The 22,040-nt window shown below is 71.1% G+C and carries 16 protein-coding genes; 14 read left to right on the top strand and 2 right to left on the bottom strand.

What is annotated here, in order from left to right; genetic code table 11:
- Positions 1–2: 2 nt before the first annotated feature.
- From ACYVDA_RS09715 to ACYVDA_RS09680, 8 genes are all read left to right on the top strand, one after another.
- Positions 3–551 (top strand): hypothetical protein, encoded by a 549-nt coding sequence (locus ACYVDA_RS09715; protein WP_460817720.1) that lies wholly within the window; start codon positions 3–5, stop codon positions 549–551.
- Positions 552–566: 15 nt separating this feature from the next.
- Entirely contained in the window at positions 567–1,484 is a 918-nt protein-coding gene (locus tag ACYVDA_RS09710) for a J domain-containing protein (RefSeq protein WP_460817719.1), read from the top strand.
- Between the two features lie 192 nt (positions 1,485–1,676).
- Entirely contained in the window at positions 1,677–5,198 is a 3,522-nt protein-coding gene (gene rpoB / locus ACYVDA_RS09705) for a DNA-directed RNA polymerase subunit beta (RefSeq protein ID WP_460817717.1), read from the top strand.
- Positions 5,199–5,294: 96 nt separating this feature from the next.
- A complete protein-coding gene (locus ACYVDA_RS09700; RefSeq protein ID WP_460817715.1) occupies positions 5,295–9,179 on the top strand; it encodes a DNA-directed RNA polymerase subunit beta' in 3,885 nt (1,294 codons plus the stop codon).
- A gap of 100 nt (positions 9,180–9,279) precedes the next feature.
- On the top strand, positions 9,280–9,885 hold the full coding sequence (locus ACYVDA_RS09695; RefSeq protein WP_460817713.1) for a GrpB family protein: 606 nt from the start codon (positions 9,280–9,282) through the stop codon (positions 9,883–9,885).
- A 40-nt stretch (positions 9,886–9,925) separates the two neighbouring features.
- Complete coding sequence (locus ACYVDA_RS09690) at positions 9,926–10,408, top strand: hypothetical protein (protein ID WP_460817710.1); 483 nt, start codon at positions 9,926–9,928, stop codon at positions 10,406–10,408.
- 49 nt (positions 10,409–10,457) lie between these two features.
- Positions 10,458–11,702, top strand: coding sequence for a geranylgeranyl reductase family protein (locus ACYVDA_RS09685; protein ID WP_460817707.1), 1,245 nt, complete (start codon positions 10,458–10,460; stop codon positions 11,700–11,702).
- A gap of 4 nt (positions 11,703–11,706) precedes the next feature.
- Positions 11,707–12,768 carry a lysophospholipid acyltransferase family protein gene (locus tag ACYVDA_RS09680; RefSeq protein ID WP_460817705.1) on the top strand — a complete coding sequence of 354 codons (1,062 nt, stop codon included), beginning with the start codon at positions 11,707–11,709 and terminating at the stop codon, positions 12,766–12,768.
- Here the strand turns inward: ACYVDA_RS09680 and ACYVDA_RS09675 are convergent.
- Positions 12,710–13,783 carry an acyltransferase family protein gene (locus ACYVDA_RS09675; protein ID WP_460817702.1) on the bottom strand — a complete coding sequence of 358 codons (1,074 nt, stop codon included), beginning with the start codon at positions 13,781–13,783 and terminating at the stop codon, positions 12,710–12,712. The two genes, ACYVDA_RS09680 and ACYVDA_RS09675, sit on opposite strands and share 59 nt — an antisense overlap.
- Before the next feature lie 45 nt (positions 13,784–13,828).
- Here ACYVDA_RS09675 and ACYVDA_RS09670 point away from each other — a divergent pair, with 45 nt between their 5' ends.
- The 4 genes from ACYVDA_RS09670 (at position 13,829) to ACYVDA_RS09655 (ending at position 19,445) form a co-directional block, all read left to right on the top strand.
- Complete coding sequence (locus ACYVDA_RS09670) at positions 13,829–14,779, top strand: NUDIX hydrolase (RefSeq protein WP_460817699.1); 951 nt, start codon at positions 13,829–13,831, stop codon at positions 14,777–14,779.
- A 9-nt stretch (positions 14,780–14,788) separates the two neighbouring features.
- A complete protein-coding gene (locus ACYVDA_RS09665; protein WP_460817697.1) occupies positions 14,789–16,054 on the top strand; it encodes a hydroxyacid-oxoacid transhydrogenase in 1,266 nt (421 codons plus the stop codon).
- A 128-nt stretch (positions 16,055–16,182) separates the two neighbouring features.
- Positions 16,183–18,954 carry an FAD-binding and (Fe-S)-binding domain-containing protein gene (locus ACYVDA_RS09660; RefSeq protein WP_460817695.1) on the top strand — a complete coding sequence of 924 codons (2,772 nt, stop codon included), beginning with the start codon at positions 16,183–16,185 and terminating at the stop codon, positions 18,952–18,954.
- Positions 18,951–19,445, top strand: coding sequence for an NUDIX hydrolase (locus ACYVDA_RS09655; protein ID WP_460817694.1), 495 nt, complete (start codon positions 18,951–18,953; stop codon positions 19,443–19,445). The genes ACYVDA_RS09660 and ACYVDA_RS09655 overlap by 4 nt, the downstream gene beginning before the upstream one ends.
- 204 nt (positions 19,446–19,649) lie before the next feature.
- Here the strand turns inward: ACYVDA_RS09655 and ACYVDA_RS09650 are convergent, their stop codons facing one another.
- A complete protein-coding gene (locus ACYVDA_RS09650) occupies positions 19,650–20,921 on the bottom strand; it encodes a uracil-xanthine permease family protein (protein ID WP_460817692.1) in 1,272 nt (423 codons plus the stop codon).
- A gap of 234 nt (positions 20,922–21,155) precedes the next feature.
- Between ACYVDA_RS09650 and rpsL the strand changes: the two genes are divergently transcribed.
- Together rpsL and rpsG are read left to right on the top strand one after the other, a co-directional pair.
- Positions 21,156–21,530, top strand: coding sequence for a 30S ribosomal protein S12 (gene rpsL, locus ACYVDA_RS09645; RefSeq protein WP_027860526.1), 375 nt, complete (start codon positions 21,156–21,158; stop codon positions 21,528–21,530).
- Positions 21,530–22,000, top strand: a complete 471-nt coding sequence (rpsG, locus tag ACYVDA_RS09640; RefSeq protein ID WP_460817690.1) for a 30S ribosomal protein S7 — start codon at positions 21,530–21,532, stop codon at positions 21,998–22,000. Before rpsL ends, rpsG begins: the two co-directional genes overlap by 1 nt.
- Positions 22,001–22,040 lie beyond the last annotated feature (40 nt).

The following is a 22,040-nucleotide window of genomic DNA, read 5'->3' as shown; positions in this document are numbered from 1 at the left end:
AAGTGCCTCAGGACCTCACCGCCGGAGCCGACGGCCCCGGTGATGCTCGACGCCCCGGGACGAGCAGGACCTCGAGCCCCTGGTGGTGGGCCCTGGTGGCGCTGCTGGCGCTCGTGCTGGTGGCCGGCGCCGGACTCGCCGCCTGGTGGGGCCGTCAGGCCCACGACCAGGACGTCTCGGACCAGGACCGGTCGCGTGCGGCCGCCACGGCGGGGCAGTTCGCGCTGCGGATGGACAAGGTCGACGGGTCCAACTTCGACGGCTACATCAAGTCCGTGAACCAGCTGCTGACCACCAAGGCCAAGGCCAAGAACGACCAGACCTTCAAGGTGCTGCAGCAGACCTACTCCGCGGCCAAGGTCAAGGGCACCGGCAAGCTGGTGCTGACCGGCGTGGCCAACGCCGACGCCGACTCCGCCACCGTCCTGGTGGTGCACGACGCGAGCGTGACCACCAACCAGGGCGACGTGGAGCACCACTACCGCTGGACGGTGGACGTGGTGAAGGTCCAGGGACGCTGGCTCGTCGACGACTTCAACCCGGTCAACTAGGCACGGGAGACCATCATGACCACCAACCTCACCTGGTACGACGTCCTCGGTGTGAGCCGCGAGGCCTCGCCCGAGGAGATCAAGTCCGCCTGGCGTCACGCCACCGACACCTTCGAGCCCGGTGCCCGCTCCGGGCAGTTCCGGATGTTCAACGAGGCCGCCGACGTCCTCCTGGACCCCGATCGTCGCCGCGAGTACGACGCCGAGCTCGACGCGTCGGGGGAGCCCGCGACGTCGGGCCCCGCCGCGCCTGCGGCCACGACCGCAGTCCCCGTGACCGCGGGTGCCGCCTCGACGGCCGTCGCCCCGCAGGCCGACCAACGGTCGGAGGCGGGGGAGTCCACGTCGACTTCCACGACCCCCTCCCCGGAGGAGGACGCGCCTCGGAAGAAGGAGCGGGTCCGCGCTGCTCGGCCGGCCCGGTCGCGTCGACCGAGCGTGCTGCAGGCCGCCCTGGCCGTCGTGCTGGCGCTGCTGGCCGTGGTCGCGGTCGTGCTGGCGGTCCACTTCGGGAACCAGGTGCGCGACCAGGCGCGCGAGGCCGACGCCCGCGACGAGGCGCCGACCGCCGCCGAGCGCGCCGCGAAGGCGATGCTCTCCTACAACTACAAGACGCTCCCTGCCGACCGCGACCGGGCGTCGGCGTACCTGACCCCGTCGTTCAAGAAGAAGTACCTCGCGAACTTCGCCCTGCTGGAGAAGCAGAAGGACGGCAGCCCGGGCGCAGCCGTGCAGTCCAAGACCGTGGTCGCCTCGACCGTGCTCGGCTCGGGCCTCGTCGACGTCCAGCCGGGCGTCGCGCGGGTGCTGGTCTTCGTCAACCAGCTCTCCACCAAGCCCGGTCAGGACCCCCAGATCTTCCAGAACCGCGTCTCGATGACGATGAAGCAGCAGGGAAATCGCTGGCTCGTCGACGACCTGAAGAGCTACTGAGAACGCGGGTCACGGGGTACTGTTCCGGAAACGTCCACCGCGAGGTCGACGGGCCGCACCCGGGGTTGTCCGGGTGATGCGTCATGCTGTAGCCTGACTCTTTGCGCCCTCCCTCAAATGCTTCCTGCCTGCCCGGTGGCTGGTTTGTGGTCGGACGGCGCCGCCACACCGCGTGTCCCGGAAGGACCCCTCTTGGCCGCCTCGCGCAGCAAGAACAGCTCCATCAAGATGCCCCGCCGCACCTCCTTCGCCAAGATCGCCGAGCCCCTCGAGGTCCCGCAGCTCCTCGCGCTGCAGACCGACAGTTTCGACTGGCTGATCGGGAACGAGAAGTGGGAAGCGCGCGTCGCCGAGCGGCAGGCCGCCGGCGAGGACGTCTCCCAGAAGTCGGGTCTCCACGAGATCTTCGAGGAGATCTCCCCGATCGAGGACTTCTCCGAGACGATGTCGCTCTCGTTCGAGAACCCCGTCTTCCTCGACCCGAAGTACACCGAGGAGGAGTGCAAGGAGAAGGACTTCACCTACTCCCGACCGCTCTACGTCTCCGCCGAGTTCACCAACGGCGAGACCGGTGAGATCAAGGGTCAGACCGTCTTCATGGGCGACTTCCCGATGATGACCCGCAAGGGCACCTTCATCATCAACGGCACCGAGCGTGTCGTGGTCTCCCAGCTGGTGCGCTCGCCCGGTGTCTACTTCGAGCGCTCCGCGGACAAGACCTCCGACAAGGACATCTTCACCGCCAAGGTGATCCCGTCGCGCGGTGCCTGGCTGGAGTTCGAGATCGACAAGCGCGACATGGTCGGCGTACGCCTGGACCGCAAGCGCAAGCAGAACGTCACCGTGCTGCTCAAGGCCCTGGGCTGGACCAACGAGCAGATCCGCGAGGAGTTCACCGACCCCGCGACCGGCGAGACCTACGAGTCGATCGCCCTGACCCTGGAGAAGGACCACACCGAGGGCCAGGACGACGCGCTGCTGGACATCTACCGCAAGCTGCGCCCCGGCGAGCCGCCGACGCGTGAGGCCGCCCAGACGCTGCTGCAGAACTACTACTTCAACCCCAAGCGCTACGACCTGGCCAAGGTCGGTCGCTACAAGATCAACAAGAAGCTGGGCACGCACGAGGCGTTCGACAGCCAGCAGCTCACCATCGACGACGTCGTGGCCACGATCCGCTACATCGTCGAGCTGCACGCCGAGAAGGACCGCCTGGTCGACAAGGCCGGCACCGAGCTCCTCGACCTGCACGACGAGACCGTCGAGGTCCGGGCCGACGACATCGACCACTTCGGCAACCGCCGCATGCGGACCGTGGGCGAGCTCATCCAGAACCAGCTCCGCACCGGCCTGGCCCGGATGGAGCGCGTGGTGCGCGAGCGGATGACGACCCAGGACGTCGAGGCCATCACGCCGCAGTCCCTGATCAACATCCGTCCCGTGGTCGCGGCGCTGAAGGAGTTCTTCGGCACCTCGCAGCTCTCGCAGTTCATGGACCAGACCAACCCGATCGCCGGTCTGACCCACAAGCGTCGCCTCTCCGCGCTCGGCCCGGGCGGCATCTCCCGCGACCGCGCGCAGATGGACGTCCGCGACGTGCACCCCTCGCACTACGGCCGCATGTGCCCGATCGAGACCCCGGAGGGCCCGAACATCGGCCTGATCGGGTCGCTGGCCTCCTACGGCCGGATCAACCCGTTCGGGTTCATCGAGACCCCCTACCGGGTGGTCAAGAACGGCTCGGTCACCAACGAGATCCACCACCTGACCGCCGACGAGGAGGAGTCGCGCGTCATCGCGCAGGCCAACGCCCGCCTCGACGACGACGACAACCTGATCGACGAGCGGGTGCTGGTCCGCACCCGTGGTGGTGAGGCCGTCGACATCCCGCGCGACGAGGTCGAGTACATGGACGTCTCGCCGCGGCAGATGGTGTCGGTCGCGACCGCGCTGATCCCGTTCCTCGAGCACGACGACGCCAACCGTGCGCTCATGGGCGCCAACATGCAGCGTCAGGCGGTGCCGCTGATCAAGAGCGACGCCCCGCTCGTCGGCACCGGCATGGAGTTCCGTGCCGCCGTCGACGCCGGTGACGTCGTGACCACGGACGTGGCCGGCGTGGTCAAGTCGGTCTCGGCCGACGAGGTCGTCATCTTCACCGACGAGGGCGGCGACAAGCACTTCCGCCTGCTGAAGTTCACCCGCTCCAACCAGGGCACCTGCATCAACCAGCGTCCCCTGGTCTCCGAGGGTGAGCGCGTCGAGGTCGGCTCGCCGATCGCCGACGGCCCCTGCACCGACGAGGGCGAGATGGCGCTGGGCACCAACCTGCTCGTCGCCTTCATGCCCTGGCAGGGTCACAACTACGAGGACGCGATCATCCTGTCGCAGCGCCTCGTGCAGGAGGACGTCCTGACCTCGATCCACATCGAGGAGCACGAGGTCGACGCCCGCGACACCAAGCTCGGCCCCGAGGAGATCACCCGGGACATCCCGAACGTCTCCGACGACGTGCTGGCCGACCTCGACGAGCGCGGGATCATCCGCGTCGGCGCCGAGGTCACCACGGGCGACATCCTGGTCGGCAAGGTCACGCCCAAGGGCGAGACCGAGCTCACCCCCGAGGAGCGCCTGCTCCGCGCGATCTTCGGTGAGAAGGCGCGCGAGGTGCGCGACACCTCGATGAAGGTGCCCCACGGTGAGTCCGGCACGGTCATCGGCGTCCGCGAGTTCAACCGCGAGGACGGCGACGAGCTGCCCCCGGGCGTGAACCAGCTGGTCCGCGTCTACGTGGCGCAGAAGCGCAAGATCTCGGTGGGCGACAAGCTCGCCGGTCGCCACGGCAACAAGGGCGTCATCGCCAAGATCCTGCCGATCGAGGACATGCCGTTCGCCGAGGACGGCACCCCCGTCGACGTGATCCTGAACCCGCTGGGCGTCCCGCGCCGGATGAACATCGGCCAGATCCTCGAGCTGCACCTGGGCTGGCTGGCCAAGCAGGGCTGGGACCTGAACCTCCACGAGAACAAGGACGACGCGGAGTGGAAGCAGCGGCTCATCAAGATCCACGCTGACACCAACGACGCCGACACCAACGTGGCGACGCCGGTCTTCGACGGTGCCCGTGAGGACGAGATCGTCGGTCTGCTGGGCTCGAGCATCCCCAACCGCGACGGTGTCCGCATCGTCGGGGAGAACGGCAAGGCGCAGCTGTTCGACGGCCGCTCCGGTGAGCCGTTCCCCGAGCCGGTGGCGATGGGTTACATGTACATCCTCAAGCTCCACCACCTGGTCGACGACAAGATCCACGCGCGCTCGACCGGCCCGTACTCGATGATCACGCAGCAGCCCCTGGGTGGTAAGGCCCAGTTCGGTGGCCAGCGGTTCGGCGAGATGGAGGTCTGGGCGATGGAGGCGTACGGCGCCGCCTACGCGCTGCAGGAGCTGCTGACCATCAAGTCCGACGACGTGCCTGGTCGCGTCAAGGTCTACGAGGCGATCGTGAAGGGCGAGAACATCCCCGACTCGGGCATCCCCGAGTCGTTCAAGGTGCTCGTCAAGGAGATGCAGTCGCTCTGCCTCAACGTCGAGGTGCTGTCGCAGGACGGCTCCGCGATCGAGATGCGTGACGCGGAGGAGGACGTCTTCCGCGCCGCCGAGGAGCTCGGCATCGACCTGTCCCGTCGCGAGCCCAGCTCGGTCGAAGAGGTCTGAGGCGTCGGAGGCGGCGCGCCCGACCGGTGCGCCGCCTCCCGCCCCTGACCCCCCACACGATCCAACCCACTCTTCTCACGAGGGAAAGCAGCCATAGTGCTCGACGTAAATTTCTTCGACCAGCTCAAGATCGGCCTGGCCACCGCGGACGAGATCCGCGGCTGGAGCCACGGCGAGGTCAAGAAGCCGGAAACCATCAACTACCGCACGCTCAAGCCCGAGCGTGACGGTCTCTTCTGCGAGAAGATCTTCGGTCCCACCCGGGACTGGGAGTGCTACTGCGGCAAGTACAAGCGCGTGCGCTTCAAGGGCATCATCTGCGAGCGCTGCGGCGTCGAGGTGACCCGGTCCAAGGTGCGCCGCGAGCGCATGGGCCACATCGAGCTGGCCGCCCCGGTCACGCACATCTGGTACTTCAAGGGTGTGCCGAGCCGGCTGGGCTACCTGCTCGACCTGGCGCCCAAGGACCTCGAGAAGGTCATCTACTTCGCGGCGTACATGATCACCAAGGTGGACGAGGACGCGCGTCACCGCGACCTGTCCGACCTCGAGGGCAAGATCGGCCTCCAGCGCAAGAGCCTGGAGAACCGCCGTGACGTCGCCATCGAGGAGCGGGCCCGCAAGCTCGAGACCGACCTCGCCTCGCTGGAGGAGGAGGGCGCCAAGGCCGATGCCAAGCGCAAGGTCAAGGACGGTGCCGAGCGGGAGATGGCCGCGGTGCGCAAGCGCTCCGACGCCGAGCTCGCGCGTCTCGAGGAGGTGTGGAACACCTTCAAGAACCTCAAGGTCCAGGACCTCATGGGCGACGAGATGCTCTACCGCGAGATGAAGAACTGGTTCGGCAAGTACTTCGAGGGCTTCATGGGCGCCACGGCGATCCAGAAGCGCCTGGAGACCTTCGACATCCCGCAGGAGGTCGAGAACCTCCGCGAGACGATCGCCACCGGCAAGGGTCAGAAGAAGGTCCGCGCGCTGAAGCGGCTCAAGGTCGTCGACGCGTTCCGCAAGACCGGCAACTCGCCCATGGGCATGGTCCTCGACGCCGTCCCGGTGATCCCCCCGGACCTGCGCCCGATGGTGCAGCTGGACGGTGGCCGCTTCGCGACCTCGGACCTGAACGACCTGTACCGCCGCGTGATCAACCGGAACAACCGCCTCAAGCGGCTGCTCGACCTCGGCGCGCCCGAGATCATCGTCAACAACGAGAAGCGGATGCTCCAGGAGGCCGTCGACTCGCTGTTCGACAACGGCCGCCGTGGTCGTCCCGTGACGGGCCCGGGCAACCGGCCCCTGAAGTCGCTGTCCGACATGCTCAAGGGCAAGCAGGGTCGTTTCCGTCAGAACCTGCTCGGCAAGCGCGTCGACTACTCCGGCCGCTCGGTCATCGTCTCCGGCCCGCAGCTCAAGCTGCACCAGTGCGGTCTGCCGAAGTACATGGCGATCGAGCTGTTCAAGCCCTTCGTGATGAAGCGCCTCGTCGACCTCTCCCACGCGCAGAACATCAAGTCCGCCAAGCGAATGGTCGAGCGCGCGGTGCGTCCCGAGGTCTGGGACGTGCTCGAGGAGGTCATCGCCGAGCACCCGGTGCTGCTGAACCGTGCACCCACGCTGCACCGCCTCGGCATCCAGGCCTTCGAGCCGCAGCTGATCGAGGGCAAGGCCATCCAGATCCACCCGCTCGTGTGCTCGGCCTTCAACGCCGACTTCGACGGTGACCAGATGGCCGTGCACCTGCCGCTGTCCGCGGAGGCGCAGGCCGAGGCCCGCATCCTGATGCTGTCGACGAACAACATCCTGAAGCCGTCGGACGGTCGCCCCGTGACCATGCCGACCCAGGACATGATCATCGGCATCTTCTTCCTCACCCGTGCGGACGAGGGTGCGGTCGGCGAGGGTCGGGCGTTCAGCTCGATCGGCGAGGCGACGATGGCGCTGGACAAGGGCGAGATCAAGCTCCAGTCCAAGGTCAAGATCCGCCTCACCGGCGTCGTGCCCCCGGCCGGCACCGTGCTCCCCGACGACTGGGAGCCCGGTCAGCCGATCACGCTCGACACGACCCTGGGTCGCGCGCTGTTCAACGAGACGCTCCCGTGGAACTACGAGTACGTCGAGTACGGCGTGGGCAAGCGCGAGCTCGGCCGCATCGTGAACAACCTGGCCGAGCGCTACACCAAGGTCGAGGTGGCCAACAGCCTCGACGCCCTCAAGGACGCCGGCTTCGTGTGGGCGACCCGCTCGGGCGTGACGGTGTCGATCGAGGACGTGGTGACCCCGGCCAACAAGCCGGAGATCCTCGCCAAGTACGACGCCAAGGCCGCCAAGGTCCAGTCGCAGGCCGAGCTCGGCCTGATCACCGACGACGAGCGTCGCCAGGAGCTCATCGAGATCTGGACGCAGGCCTCCAACGAGGTCGCGAAGGCCATGGAGGCCAACTTCGACAAGAAGAACCCGATCTACATGATGGTCGACTCGGGTGCGTCCGGAAACATGATGCAGATGCGTCAGGTCGCGGCCATGCGCGGTCTGGTGGCCAACCCCAAGGGCGAGATCATCCCGCGCCCGATCAAGGCGAACTTCCGTGAGGGCCTGACGGTCCTGGAGTACTTCATCTCCACCCACGGTGCTCGCAAGGGTCTGGCCGACACCGCGCTGCGCACCGCCGACTCGGGCTACCTCACGCGTCGTCTGGTCGACGTGTCGCAGGACGTGATCATCCGCGAGGACGACTGCGGCACCGAGCGCGGCATGCCCAAGGTGATCGGCGTCAAGCTCGACGACGGCACCGTGGTCAAGGACGACAACGCCGAGACCTCGGCGTACGCCCGGGCCGCGGCGGTCGACATCGTCCACCCCGAGACCGGGGAGGTGCTCGCCGGTGCCGGTGAGGACCTGGGCGACGTCAAGATCGAGGAGCTCGTCGCCGCCGGCGTCGTGAACGTCAAGGTCCGTTCGGTCCTGACCTGCGACGCCCGCACCGGCACCTGCGCCAAGTGCTACGGCCGCTCGCTGGCCACCGGCAAGCTGGTCGACATCGGTGAGGCGGTCGGCATCATCGCCGCGCAGTCCATCGGTGAGCCCGGCACGCAGCTGACGATGCGCACCTTCCACACCGGTGGTGTGGCCTCCGCGGACGACATCACGCAGGGTCTGCCCCGCGTGGTCGAGCTCTTCGAGGCCCGCCAGCCCAAGGGCAAGGCTCCGATCTCGGAGTCGGCCGGTCGCGTCGAGATCGAGGACACCGACAAGTCGCGCAAGGTGCTGATCACCCCCGACGACGGTTCCGAGGTCGTCGAGTACCCCGTCAGCAAGCGCTCGCGCCTGCTGGTGGCCGACGGTGACCACATCGAGGTCGGTGAGCAGATCACGCAGGGCACGCCGGACCCGCAGGAGGTCCTGCGCATCCTGGGTGTCCGCAAGGCCCAGGAGCACCTGGTGGCCGAGGTCCAGCGGGTCTACCGCAGCCAGGGCGTGGCCATCCACGACAAGCACATCGAGATCATCGTGCGGCAGATGCTGCGTCGCGTGACGGTGATCGAGTCCGGTGACACCAAGCTGCTCCCGTCCGACCTCGTCGACCGGGTGCGCTACGAGGAGGAGAACCGCCGCGCGGTCTCCGAGGGCATCCAGCCCGCCTCGGGTCGTCCGGTGCTGATGGGCATCACCAAGGCGTCGCTCGCGACCGAGTCGTGGCTCTCGGCGGCCTCCTTCCAGGAGACCACCCGGGTGCTCACCGACGCTGCCATCAACGGCAAGTCGGACTCGCTGCTGGGTCTGAAGGAGAACGTGATCATCGGCAAGCTGATCCCGGCGGGCACCGGCCTCGAGCGGTACCGCAACATCCGGGTGGAGCCGACCGAGGAGGCGCGCGCTGCGGCGTACGCCGTCACGGGCTACGACAACTACGGAGACGACTACTTCGGCTCCGGTGCGACGCAGACCGTGGCTCTGGACGACTTCGACTTCGGGTCCTACCAGAACTGATCCACCGCTCCACCTCGACGGCCCCCGGCACCTCGTACCGGGGGCCGTCGTGCGTCCGGGGGCGCCGATCGGCGACCGGTGCCTGCCTAGGGTGAGGGGCGTGCCGACCCCCGAGGAGATCACCCGCCACCACGCCGACACGCCCCCGCCGGGCCTCAGCCCGTACGTCGACGGGGCGGGGCCGCGCGCCGACGTCGAGGTGGTCCCCGCCGACCCCGCCTGGCCCGACCACTTCCTGAGGCTGCGCCGTCGGATCGTGCGGGCCCTGGGCGAGCGGGCGCTGCGCGTCGAGCACGTGGGGTCCACCTCCGTGCCCGGCCTCGCGGCCAAGCCGGTGATCGACCTCGACCTGATCGTCGCCGACCCCGCGGACGAGGAGGCGTGGCTGCCCGACCTGGAGCGAGCCGGCTTCGTGCTGACCGTGCGCGAGCCCTGGTGGCAGGAGCACCGCTGCCTGCGGTCCGAGGACCCGGCCTGCCACGTGCACGTGTTCGGGCCCGAGGCGGTCGAGCCGGTGCGGCACCGGATCTTCCGCGACCGTCTGCGCGAGGTGCCCGAGGAGCGGGCGCTCTACGAGGCGGCCAAGCGCGCGGCCTCGACCGACACCACGGCGGTCGGGGGCCACTCGATGGACTACAACGCCCGCAAGGAGGCCGTCGTCCACGAGATCTACGACCGGGCGTTCCGCCACCTGGGATTCCTCTGACCGGACGGTCACGGCGCGCAGCCCCGGCTAGGTTGCGGGGGTGAGTGTCGATCCGGCCCGGGAACCGTGGGGGACCCGGTGGCCGCTGCGGTACCCGCGTGCCTACCTCGCGCTGGCGGTCGTGGGGTTCCTGTGGCTGGGCGTCCTGGCCGTGTCGGGGGCGGTCTACCTGGCCCGGGGCCACCACGGCGGCGCGGTGGTGCTCGCCGAGGCCTTCCGACTCGGCCTCCTGGCCATGGCGGTGGTCGGGCTGCGAGCCGCCATCAGGACCGTCCGTGACCCCCGGGCCGAGCGGGAGCGCAGGCGGCGGGTCCGTGAGCGCGCGTTGGCCCAGCCGCCCGCGGTGCTGCGTCGCAAGGCGGCGGGCGTGCTCGCGCTGATCGTGCTGGTCGTGGTGGGCTCGGGTGCCGCCGTGCTCGTCGTCGGCCGAGCAGCGGATCGGCCGATCGGGTGGTTCCTGGTGGCTCTCGGCGTGGGCACCGCGGCGTACGGCGCCTGGAGGCTGCGCCGGCTCGCACGCTGATCGAGTCCCCGTCCGCGGGTCCCGACCAGGGGCTTGCCAGACTGTGCCCGTGACCACGACACCTGTCCCGGAGCGCACCGACGTCCTGGTGGTGGGTGCGGGGCCCGCCGGGTCGGCGGCCGCGGCCTGGGCCGCCCGGGCCGGCCTCGACGTCGTGCTCGTCGACATGGCCACGTTCCCGCGCGACAAGACCTGCGGCGACGGCCTGACCCCGCGCGCGATCGGCGAGCTGGAGCGGCTCGGCCTGGGGGAGTGGGTGCGCTCGCACACCGTCAACCTCGGGCTGCGCGCCCACGGGTTCGGCCAGACGCTGCTGCTGCCCTGGCCGGAGGGCACGCTGCCGGCGTACGGCTCGGCCGTGGCGCGCACCGAGCTCGACGACCACCTGCGCACCACCGCGATCAAGGCCGGCGCCCACGGGATCGACGGTCTCAAGGCGGTCGACGTGCGCCGCGAGGGCGGTCGCGTGACGGCCGTGGTGTTCCGCCGCGGCGCGGAGACCCTGGAGATCGCCTGCGACCGCCTGGTCGTCGCCGACGGCGTCCGCTCGCCACTGGGCAAGGTGCTGGGGCGCGAGTGGCACCGCGACACCGTCTACGGCGTGGCGGCGCGCTCGTACGTCGACTCCGGGCGCAGCGACGACCCGTGGATCTCCAGCCACCTCGAGCTGCGTGGTGAGGAGGGCGAGATCCTGTCGGGCTACGGCTGGATCTTCCCGCTGGGCGACGGTCAGGTGAACGTCGGCGTCGGCACGCTGGCCACCGAGAAGCGGCCCGCGAACATCGCGCTGCGACCGCTGATGCAGTTCTACGCCGACCAGCGTCGCGAGGAGTTCGACCTCGACGGCGACCTGCGGGCGCCCACGTCGGCGCTGCTGCCCATGGGCGGAGCGGTGTCGCACGTGGCCGGCCCCAACTGGGCGCTGGTCGGGGACGCCGCGGGGTGCGTCAACCCGCTCAACGGCGAGGGCATCGACTACGGCCTCGAGGGGGGTCGGCTGGTGGTCGACCTGCTGCTCGAGGGCGCCGACCTCGAGACCGCCTGGCCGGCGCTGCTGCGCGCGCACTACGGCGAGCCGTTCTCGATCGCGCGCCGGCTGGCCGGGCTGGTGACCGTGCCGCGGCTGCTGCCGGCGCTGGGCCCGGCCGGGATGCGGTCGGACTGGCTGATGACGCTGGCGCTGCGCTGGATGGGCAACCTGGTCACCGAGGAGGACAGCGACCGGGCCGCGCGGGTCTGGCGCTGGGCGGGGCGCCGCTCGGTCGCCCTGGACGCCCGACCGCCGTTCAGCTGAGCCGGTGGGGCGCCGGACGCGCCCCCTCGGCGACCAGACGGGCCTCCTCGGCCGCCAGACGCGCCTCCTCGGCCGCCAGATGGGCCTCCTCGGCGACCAGATGGGCCTCCGCGGCCGCCAGATGGGCCCCCTCAGCGACCAGACGGGCCTCCTCGGCGACCGGACGGGCCTCCTCGGCACTAGGTTGACGCCCGTGGACCGGACCTACCGCCTCGCCAACGGGGTGGGGCGCACCCTGCTGCGGGCCCTGCGGGTCGACGTGCGGTGGACCGGGGTCGACCGGGTGCCGCTGTCGGGGCCGGCGATCCTGGCCGCCAACCACGCGTCCTTCCCCGACTTCGTGTTCGTGGAGAAGGCGGCGGTCGAGCGGGGCCGGCTGGTGCGGTTCCTGGTGCGCGGCGACATCTGGGACGTGCCCGTGCTGCCCCGGCTGATGGACGCGATGCAGCACGTGCCGGTGGACCGTGACGTGCCGGTGCACGCCTACCTCCGCGCGCGGCGGCTGCTGGCGGAGGGGGAGGTGGTCTGCGGCTTCCCCGAGGCGGGGATCTCCCACTCCTACACCGTGCGTCCCCTCATGCCCGGGCTGGTGGCCCTGGCCCGGGAGACCGGGCTGCCGGTCGTGCCGGTCGCGATCTGGGGCACGCAGCGGTTCCTCTCGGTCGGCGACCCCAAGCCGCCCGCGGACTGGACGCGCGGGCGTCGCGCCGACCTCGCGTTCGGCACCCCGATCGCCGTCGGCCCGCACGACGACGTCGTGGAGCGCACTCGCGACCTGGGCCACGCGATGACGGCGCTGCTGGAGCAGCTGCAGCGCCTGCCCCACCACCGGCCGCGCCCCGGCGAGGTCGCCACCTGGCACCCGGCGCACCTCGGCGGGCACGCCCCCGGACGGCACCGGGCGGTGCACCTCGACGAGATCCCGTTCAACGCCGTGCTGCCCACGTGGGGGCCCGACCAGGACGCCTACGACCCGGCGCGTCCGCAGCCGGGGGACCCTGGGGACCTCAGGCCCGGGCAGCCCGGTGGCGACGTACCGAACCGACCGGGTCCACCACCCAGGTGAGCCGGCTCGAGACCGGCTGCCAGGCCAGCAGCAGGGCCACGGGGACGGCGCACGCGGTGACCAGGAGCAGCGCCCAGGGCATGTGGTCCTCGGCCCACCCGGGGTAGCCGGCGAACTCGGCGCCGAGGACGAAGAAGCCGTGGAAGAGGTAGACCACGAGGGTGGCCGAGCCCAGCGCGGCGTACCAGGACCGCCCGCGCGGCACGATCGTGAAGAACGCGAACGCGCCGACCAGCCCGCTGAGCAGCAGCGACATCCGGATCACCAGGGCCCGCAGGTTGTCGGGGTCCAGCGCGTCGTAGCGCGTGCGGTAGTAGAACCACTCGGTCTCGAACCACGAGCCGGAGAACCTGGCCAGGACGAGCAGGACCAGCAGCGCGCCCGCGCCCCACCACCGCGCCCGGCGCGACCGCAGCAGCGTCCAGTGGCCCTCGTGCATCTTCAGGCCGAGGACGAAGAACGGTAGCAGCCCGAAGATGCGGGCGTTGTCGAACAGGTCGGTGGCGTAGAGGCCGGCCACCAGGCTGATCGCCACGGCCGCGACCACCTTGGCCGGGACGCGGTTCAGCACCGGGACCATCAGGCGCCAGAAGAACAGGGCCGAGAGGTACCACATCGGCCAGTGCGGGTTGGCCCACAGCCGGGCGAACTCCACCCCGCCCACCTCGTGGCGGAACAGCGCGTAGAGGCCCTCGAACAGGACGTAGGGCAGGGCGACGGTCGTCAGCAGCGACACCAACCGCGGCCGCGTCCACGTGAAGGACTTCGAGAGGTAGCCGGTGACGATCACGAACGCCGGGATGTGCCAGGAGTACAGGAAGTCGTAGAGCCAGCTCTGCAACCCGTCGCTGGAGGGCACGAGCGTCCAGGAGTGGCCGACGACGACCAGCACCACCAGGGTCATCTTGGCGTTGTCGAACCAGGGGTCGCGGGTCCGGGTCGCGGCCGGTGCCGCGGGCTGCGGTGCCCGCGGGCTCGTGGGGGCGCTGGACGAGGAGGCGGTGGCGTCTCGCACGGTGGACAACCTACCGGCGACGGCTCCGTCCCTAGACTTGAACTCATGTCCGGGACCCCTCACCAGTCGACCGACGCCACCCCCGACGCGACCCCCGACGTGCCCGCCGAGCTGCCCCGGCGCCAGCGCGTCGCGGCGTACGCCGTGGTGGTGCGCGGCGACCACATCCTGCTGTCGCGGCTCGCGCCGTACCTCTCCCAGGTGGAGGCCTGGACCCTGCCCGGGGGTGGCATCGACTTCGGCGAGCACCCGGCCGACGCGGTCGTGCGCGAGGTCCACGAGGAGACCGGGCTCGACGTCACCGTCGGGCGGCCGTTGCTGATCGACTCCGCCCGCAAGCACGCCACCATCTCCGACACCGACATGCACTCCGTGCGCCTGGTGTACGACGGGTGGGTGCCCGCCGACGCCCCGGAGCCGCGGGTCGTCGAGGTGGACGGCTCGACGGTGGACGCGCGCTGGCTGCCGGTGGCCGACGTGCTCTCCGGCGCGGTCCGGACCGTCCCGATGGTGGGGCTGGCGCTGGCCCACCACGAGACGGCGCAGCGGCAGCGGGTCGCGGCGTACGCCCTGGTGCGGCGGGTGGTCGAGGGCCGCGAGGAGCTCCTGCTGACCCGCCACTCCGCCCGGGGTCCCCGCCCCGGGACCTGGACGCTGCCCGGCGGTGGGGTCGAGCACGGCGAGCCACCCGCCGCCGCGGCGACGCGCGAGGTGGCCGAGGAGACCGGCCTGGTGGCCCGCGTCGGGGAGCTCCTCGGGGTCCACGACGAGCACTTCACCGGCACCGCCCCGAACGGCCGCGAGGAGGACTTCCACGGGATCGCCCTGGTGTTCTCCGCGACCGTCGAGGGCGGGGAGCCGCGGGTGGTCGACGCCTCGGGCACGACCGACGAGGCCGCCTGGGTGCCGGCGGCCGACGCGGGGTCCGGGGCCGTGCCGGTCTCGGCCGTGGTGCGAGCCGCACTCGCCATGGATGGTGTCGGCGGCGCCCGTTAGGTTGGTCACATGAGCGAACAGGTCTTCACTTACGGTGCCCCCGGTCTGAAGTTCGGCGAGGGGGCCAGCGACGAGATCGGCTACGACCTCAGCCAGTACGACGTGAAGCGGGTCCTGGTCGTCACCGACGCCGGCGTCGCCGCGACCGGTCACCCGCAGCGGGTCGCCGACCAGATGGCGGAGTTCGGCATCGAGGCCCATGTCTTCGACGGCGTCCACGTCGAGCCGACCGACGCGAGCCTGGAGCAGGCCATCGCCCACGCCCGCGACACCGGCCCGTGGGACGCCTTCGTCGCCGTCGGGGGCGGGTCCTCGATCGACACCGCCAAGGCCGTCAACCTGCTCACCAGCAACGAGGGCGAGCTGATGGACTACATCAACGCCCCCGTCGGCCGGGCCCGCGCGCCCAAGAACGCCCTCAAGCCGCTCGTCGCGGTCCCCACCACGACCGGCACCGGCGCCGAGTCGACCACGATCTGCGTGCTCGACGTCCTGGCCCAGCACGTCAAGACCGGCATCAGCCACCCGCGCCTGCGCCCGACGCTGGCCGTGGTCGACCCGGCCCTGACCCGCACCCAGCCCGCCGGAGTCACCTCGGCCGCCGGCATGGACATCCTGTGCCACGCCCTGGAGAGCTACACCGCCCGCGACTACCGGTCCTTCGACCGCAAGAAGGCCTCGGAGCGGGTGCCCTACTGCGGCTCCAACCCGATGTCGGACATGTGGTCGGAGAAGGCCATGTCGCTGCTGTCGGACTCCTTCCGCCAGGCCGTCCTGCACGGCGAGGACGACGACGCGCGCCACCAGATGGCGATGGCCGCGACCTTCGCAGGGATCGGCTTCGGCAACGCCGGCGTCCACATCCCGCACGCCAACGCCTACCCGATCGCGGGCCGGGTCAAGGACTTCCGGCCCGAGGGCTACCCGCAGGACGAGGCGATGGTGCCCCACGGCATGGCCGTCTCGCTCACCGCGCCCGAGGCGTTCCGGTGGACCTTCGAGGCCTCGCCCGAGCGCCACCTCAAGGCCGCCGAGCTGCTCGCGCCCGGTCACGGCTACGAGAAGGGGCCCGACGCGCTGCCCTCGGTGCTGGCCGATCTGATGCGCGACATCACCATCCCCAACGGCCTCGGCGCGGTGGGCTACGACGAGGGCGACGTCTCCGACCTCGTCGAGGGCACCCTGAAGCAGCAGCGCCTGCTCGCCACGGCCCCCCGCGAGGCCTCCGAGGACGACCTCGCCCGGATCCTGAGCAGCTCGCTCGAGCTCTGGTGAGGCCAGGCGGAGTGGTGGGTCGGCGCTGACGGCCCACGCGGTTCCGGTGGGCCTGGGAGCGGGTGGGACGATGGCGGAGGCCTGACCGCCGCCCGCTCGTGCTCGACCAGCGTCCCTCCGGAGGAGACATGACCACCGACGTCGTACGCCCGCTCGTCGAGGCGCTGCGTGGCCAGGGGATCGCCGACGTCGACGACTCCCAGCTGGCGCGGACGCTCTACGCCAGCGACGCCGGGATCTACCGCGTCGCCCCGCAGGTCGTCGTACGGCCCCGGCACACCGACGAGATCGCCGCCGTCCTGGCGGTCGCCCGGGAGACCGGGGTGCCGCTGACCATGCGCGGCGCCGGCACCTCGATCGCGGGCAACGCGATCGGGCCGGGCATCGTCGTGGACACCACCCGCCACCTCAACCGGGTGCTCGACGTCGACGTCGAGGCCCGCACGGCGCGGGTCGAGCCCGGAGCGGTGCACGCGAGCGTGCAGAAGCTCGCGGTGCCGCACGGCCTGCGGTTCGGTCCGGACCCCTCGACCCACACCCGCTGCACCATCGGCGGGATGATCGGCAACAACGCCTGCGGGTCGCGCGCGCTGGGCTACGGCCGCACGGTCGACAACGTCGAGGCGCTGACGATCCTGCTGGCCGACGGGACCCTGGTCGAGGACGGTCGCCACGCGGGGCTCGACGCGCTGGTGGACGAGCACCTCGGGACCGTCCGCACGGAGTTCGGGCGCTTCGGGCGCCAGGTGTCGGGCTACTCCTTCGAGCAGCTGCTGCCCGAGCGCGGACGTCGCTTCGACCGGTTCCTGGTCGGCACCGAGGGCACCCTCGGACTCGTGCTCGGCGCCACGATCCGGCTGGTCGAGGACGCCCCGGCCCGAGCGCTGGCGGTGCTCGGTTACGACTCGATGGCCCACGCGGCGGACGCCGTACCCGCCCTGCTGACGCACCCCCTGGTCGCCCTGGAGGGCCTCGACCAGCGGATCGCCGGCCTGGTGCGCTCCCACCCCGAGCTGCCCGTCGGTGCCGGGTGGCTCTTCGCCGAGGTCACCGGCGACACCCGGGCCGAGGTGACGGCCGCGGCGCAGGCGGTCGCCGACGACGCCGGCGTCCCGCACCGCGTGGTGGCCGACCCGGCCGAGCAGCTGGCGCTGTGGAAGATCCGCGAGGACGGCGCCGGGCTCGCCGCCCGGTCGCTCAGCCGGCCCGCCCAGGCGGGCTGGGAGGACACCGCGGTGCCGCCGGAGAAGCTCGGCGCCTACCTGCGCGACTTCGACGACCTGCTCAAGAGCCACCGGCTCGACGGGGTGCCCTACGGCCACTTCGGCGACGGCTGCGTCCACGTGCGGATCGACTTCGAGCTCGCCAGCGCCCCCGGCCGCGCCACCTACCGCAGCTTCGTGGAGGAGGCCGCCGACCTGGTCGCGTCGTACGGCGGGTCGATGTCGGGGGAGCACGGCGACGGTCGCGCCCGCTCGGAGCTGCTGGACCGGATGTACTCCCCGGCCGCGATCGCACTGATGCAGCAGGCCAAGCGGATCCTGGACCCCGCCGACCTGCTCAACCCCGGCGTGCTGGTCGACCCCGCGCCGTTCGACTCCGACCTCCGTCTGGCCGCGGCGCAGCGTCCGATCCGCACGACGCTGAAGCTGGTCCACGACGCCGGCTCGTTCTCCGGGGCGGTGCACCGCTGCACCGGGGTCGGCAAGTGCGTCGCCGACAACACCGCCGGCGGGGGCGTGATGTGCCCGTCGTACCTGGCCACGCGGGAGGAGAAGGACTCCACCCGGGGCCGCGCCCACGTGCTCCAGGACGTCTCCAACGGCGTGCTCGGCTTCGGCGACCCGGCCGTGGCCGACGCCCTCGACCTGTGCCTGTCGTGCAAGGGCTGCGCGAGCGACTGCCCGACCGGCATCGACATGGCGACCTACAAGTCCGAGGCCCTGTCGCAGAAGTACGCCGGGGCGCGCGGCTTCCTGCGTCGTCCCCGCTCCCACCTCGCCCTGGGCCAGCTGCCGCGCTGGGCGCGGATGACCCCGCCCCGCCTGGCCAACACCGTGCTGCGCAGCCGCACGGCGGCCCGCCTTGCGAAGGCGGCGGCCGGCGTCGACCAGCGTCGGAGCCTGCCCGCGTTCTCCGAGCAGCCCCTGCGCCAGCGCGGCGCCGAGGTCCCGACCGACGTGGACGTCTGGATCTGGGCGGACTCCTTCACCGACCGCTTCTCGGCCCCGACCGGACGGGCGGCGATCGAGCTGTTCGAGACCATGGGTCTGCGCGCCGCCGTGATCCCCGACCCCGCGTGCTGCGGACTGACCTGGATCACCACCGGTCAGCTCACCGCCGCCCGCAGGATCGTGGGCAAGGCGGTGGAGACCCTGCACGGCTACGTCGCCAGCGGCACGCCCGTGATCGCGCTCGAGCCCAGCTGCCTGGCCTCGATCCGCGAGGACGCCGTCCAGCTCGTCGACGACCCGCGCGCGGCCGAGGTGGCCGCAGGCGTGCGGTCGCTGGCCGAGCTGCTCGCCGAGCGGGCCGCCGCTGGCCTGTGGTCGCCACCGGACCTCAGCGGCGTCGAGGTCGTGGCCCAGCCGCACTGCCACCACCACGCCGTCATCGGGTGGGAGACCGACGCCGCGTTGCTGGCCTCGACCGGGGCCAGCGTGAAGCGCGTCGGCGGCTGCTGCGGCCTGGCCGGCAACTTCGGGGTCGAGCAGGGGCACTACGAGGTGTCGGTCGCCGTGGCCGAGCACGACCTGCTGCCGGCCGTCCGTGCGGCCGGACCCGACGCCGTCGTGCTCGCCGACGGGTTCTCCTGCCGGACCCAGCTCGACGACCTCGCCGGCACACCCGCGCTCCACCTCGCCGAGCTGCTCCTGCGCGGGGCCCGGTCCGCGCGGTGACCGACCGGTTCCAGGTGGTGCCCGCGGCGTACGTCGTGCTGGTGCGCGACGACCAGGTGCTGCTCCAGCGACGCAGCGGCACCGGCTACATGGACGACCGGTGGGCCTGCGCCGCCGCGGGCCACGTCGAGGCGGGGGAGTCTGTGCTGGCCGCCGCCGTCCGCGAGGCCCGCGAGGAGCTCGGCGTGGCGATCGCGGAGTCCGACCTGCAGCCGCTCACCTCGCTGCACCGCACCGGCGCCAACGGTCGGGACATCGACGAGCGCGTCGACTGGTTCTTCGCCTGCCGCACCTGGGTCGGCGAGCCGGTCCTGCAGGAGCCCGACAAGGCCGCGGCCCTGCGCTGGTGGCCCCTGAGCGACCTCCCGGCCGACACGGTCCCGCACGAGCAGCACGTGATCTCCCGCTGGCACGCGGGCTCCCTCGCCGTGGTCGAGACCTTCGGGTTCACCCCCGAGCAGGCCGAGGCCCAGGCCGCCGCTGCGGGCTGACGCCCCCTCGGGCGGCCCCGAGCGGCGGGTGGGGAGTCACCCGCGGCAGTGCAGTGGCCGCACATTTGTGTAGCAACTGCAGCATCCGGAGGCGCTTCCTGCTGCATCCGCTACACAAATGTGTGGGTCCGGCGAGGTGTGGGTCCGGCGAGGTGTGGGTCCGGCGAGGTGCGGGTCCGGTGGCCCGGGTCTCCGGGGCCCAGGTCAGGGCCTGCTGCCCCGGGCCCGCTCCACGGCGGACATGACGTGGAAGACCACGATGGCGGCGACGGTGCCCAGGGCGATGCCGTTGAAGGTCAGGCTGCCGGCAGAGATCGTGTAGTCCGCGATGCCGACGACCAGCGCCGTCGCGGCGGTGAACTGGTTGACCGGGCGGGAGAAGTCCACGCGGTTGTCGATCCAGATCTTGACGCCGATGACGCCGATCAGGCCGTAGAGCGCGGTCGTGACCCCGCCCAGGACGCCCGGGGGGATGGTGTTGACCAGGGCGCCGACCTTGGGCAGGAAGCCGAGGACGATCGCGAAGGTGCCGGCGACCCAGTAGGCGGCGGTCGAGTAGACCTTGGTCGCGGCCATCACCCCGATGTTCTCGCCGTACGTCGTGGTGCCCGACCCGCCGCCGAGCCCCGCGACGGTCGTGGCCAGGCCGTCGGCGAGCAGCGCCCGGCCGGTCGACCGGTTCAGACCGGGGTCGGTCAGCTGGGCGACGCTGCGCACGTGGCCGACGTTCTCGGCCACCAGGACCAGCACCACCGGGATGAACGCGGGCAGCACCGACCAGGACACGGTGGGAGAGGAGAAGTCCGGGAGGCCGATCCAGGCGGCCATGCCGACGCCGGAGAAGTCGACCTGGCCGGCGACGACGGCGGCGACGTACCCGACGGCCACGCCGAAGAAGATCGAGAGCCGGGCGAGCAGGCCGTGGAAGGCCACCGTCCACAGCAGCACCGCGGCGAGGGTGATCAACGCGACCCAGGGGGCCTTGGTGAAGTTCGCCTTGGCGGCCGGGGCGAGGTTGAGGCCGATCAGCGCGACGATCGCGCCGGCCACGACCGGCGGCATCAGCACGTCGATCCACCCCGTGCCGGTCACGAGGACCAGGGCGCCGACCAGGGCGAGCAGGACGCCCACGACCACGATGCCGAACAGCGCGCCGCCGGGGCCCGCCGACGCCTTGGCCGCGGCGATCGGGGCCAGGAACGCGAAGGACGACCCGAGGTAGCTGGGCAGGCGGTTCTGGGTGACGACCAGGAACAGCAGCGTCCCGACACCGGAGAAGAACAGCGTGGTGGTGGGCGGGAAACCGGTGATCAGCGGCACCAGGAAGGTGGCGCCGAACATCGCGACGACGTGCTGGAGGCCGAGGCCGATGGTGGCGGGCCAGGCCAGGCGCTCGTCGGGGCGCACGATCTCGCCCTCGGCGACGGTCCTCCCGTCGCCGTGGAGCTTCCAGGTCAGGGCAGGCAGGACGGGCATGGGGCGAATGCTCGCACCTCCCGAGCGGCCGCGTGCAAGCGGGCGCGCGGGGTGGTGGTGGCTCGTTTTGACCCCTGCCGGAGCAGCCGGTAATCTCGTTCCTTGTGTCTGGGTGATCCAGGCCTGTCTGCGCGCCCGTCGGGCAGCGCACACCACGCACCACGCTCGAACGCACGTCACCGTGCCCGGCAGAGCGCCGCGCACTGAGAGTCGACAAGAAAGGGAACCAACCAGGTGCCCACGATCAACCAGCTGGTCCGCAAGGGCCGACAGGACAAGGTGTCGAAGAACAAGACGCCTGCCCTGAAGGGTTCGCCCCAGCGCCGCGGTGTCTGCACCCGCGTCTACACCACCACCCCGAAGAAGCCGAACTCTGCCCTCCGCAAGGTCGCCCGCGTGCGCCTGTCGAGCGGCATCGAGGTCACCGCCTACATCCCGGGTGTCGGTCACAACCTCCAGGAGCACTCCATCGTGCTCGTCCGCGGCGGCCGGGTGAAGGACCTCCCCGGTGTCCGCTACAAGATCATCCGCGGCTCGCTCGACACCCAGGGTGTCAAGAACCGCAAGCAGGCCCGCAGCCGCTACGGCGCGAAGAAGGAGAAGAGCTAATGCCCCGCAAGGGTCCCGCCCCGAAGCGGCCGATCGACATGGACCCCGTCTACGGGTCCCAGCTGGTCTCGCAGCTCGTCTCCAAGGTGCTCATGGACGGCAAGAAGCAGGTCGCCCAGCGCATCGTCTACGGCGCCCTCGAGGGCACCCGCGAGAAGACCGGCACCGACCCGGTGATCACGCTCAAGCGTGCGCTGGACAACGTGAAGCCGGCCATCGAGGTCAAGTCCCGCCGCGTCGGCGGTGCGACCTACCAGGTCCCGATCGAGGTCAAGCCCAACCGGAGCACGACGCTGGCCCTGCGCTGGCTCGTCGGCTACTCCGCGGCCCGCCGCGAGAAGACCATGTCCGAGCGACTGATGAACGAGATCCTCGACGCGAGCAACGGCCTGGGCGCCGCTGTGAAGAAGCGCGAGGACACCCACAAGATGGCCGAGTCCAACAAGGCCTTCGCGCACTACCGCTGGTGACTCCGTACGGCGCTCCGCCGCGTGCGGGGCGCCGTACCAC

This window comes from Nocardioides korecus (genome assembly GCF_054778395.1).
This window is presented reverse-complemented; position numbering and strand designations above follow the sequence as displayed.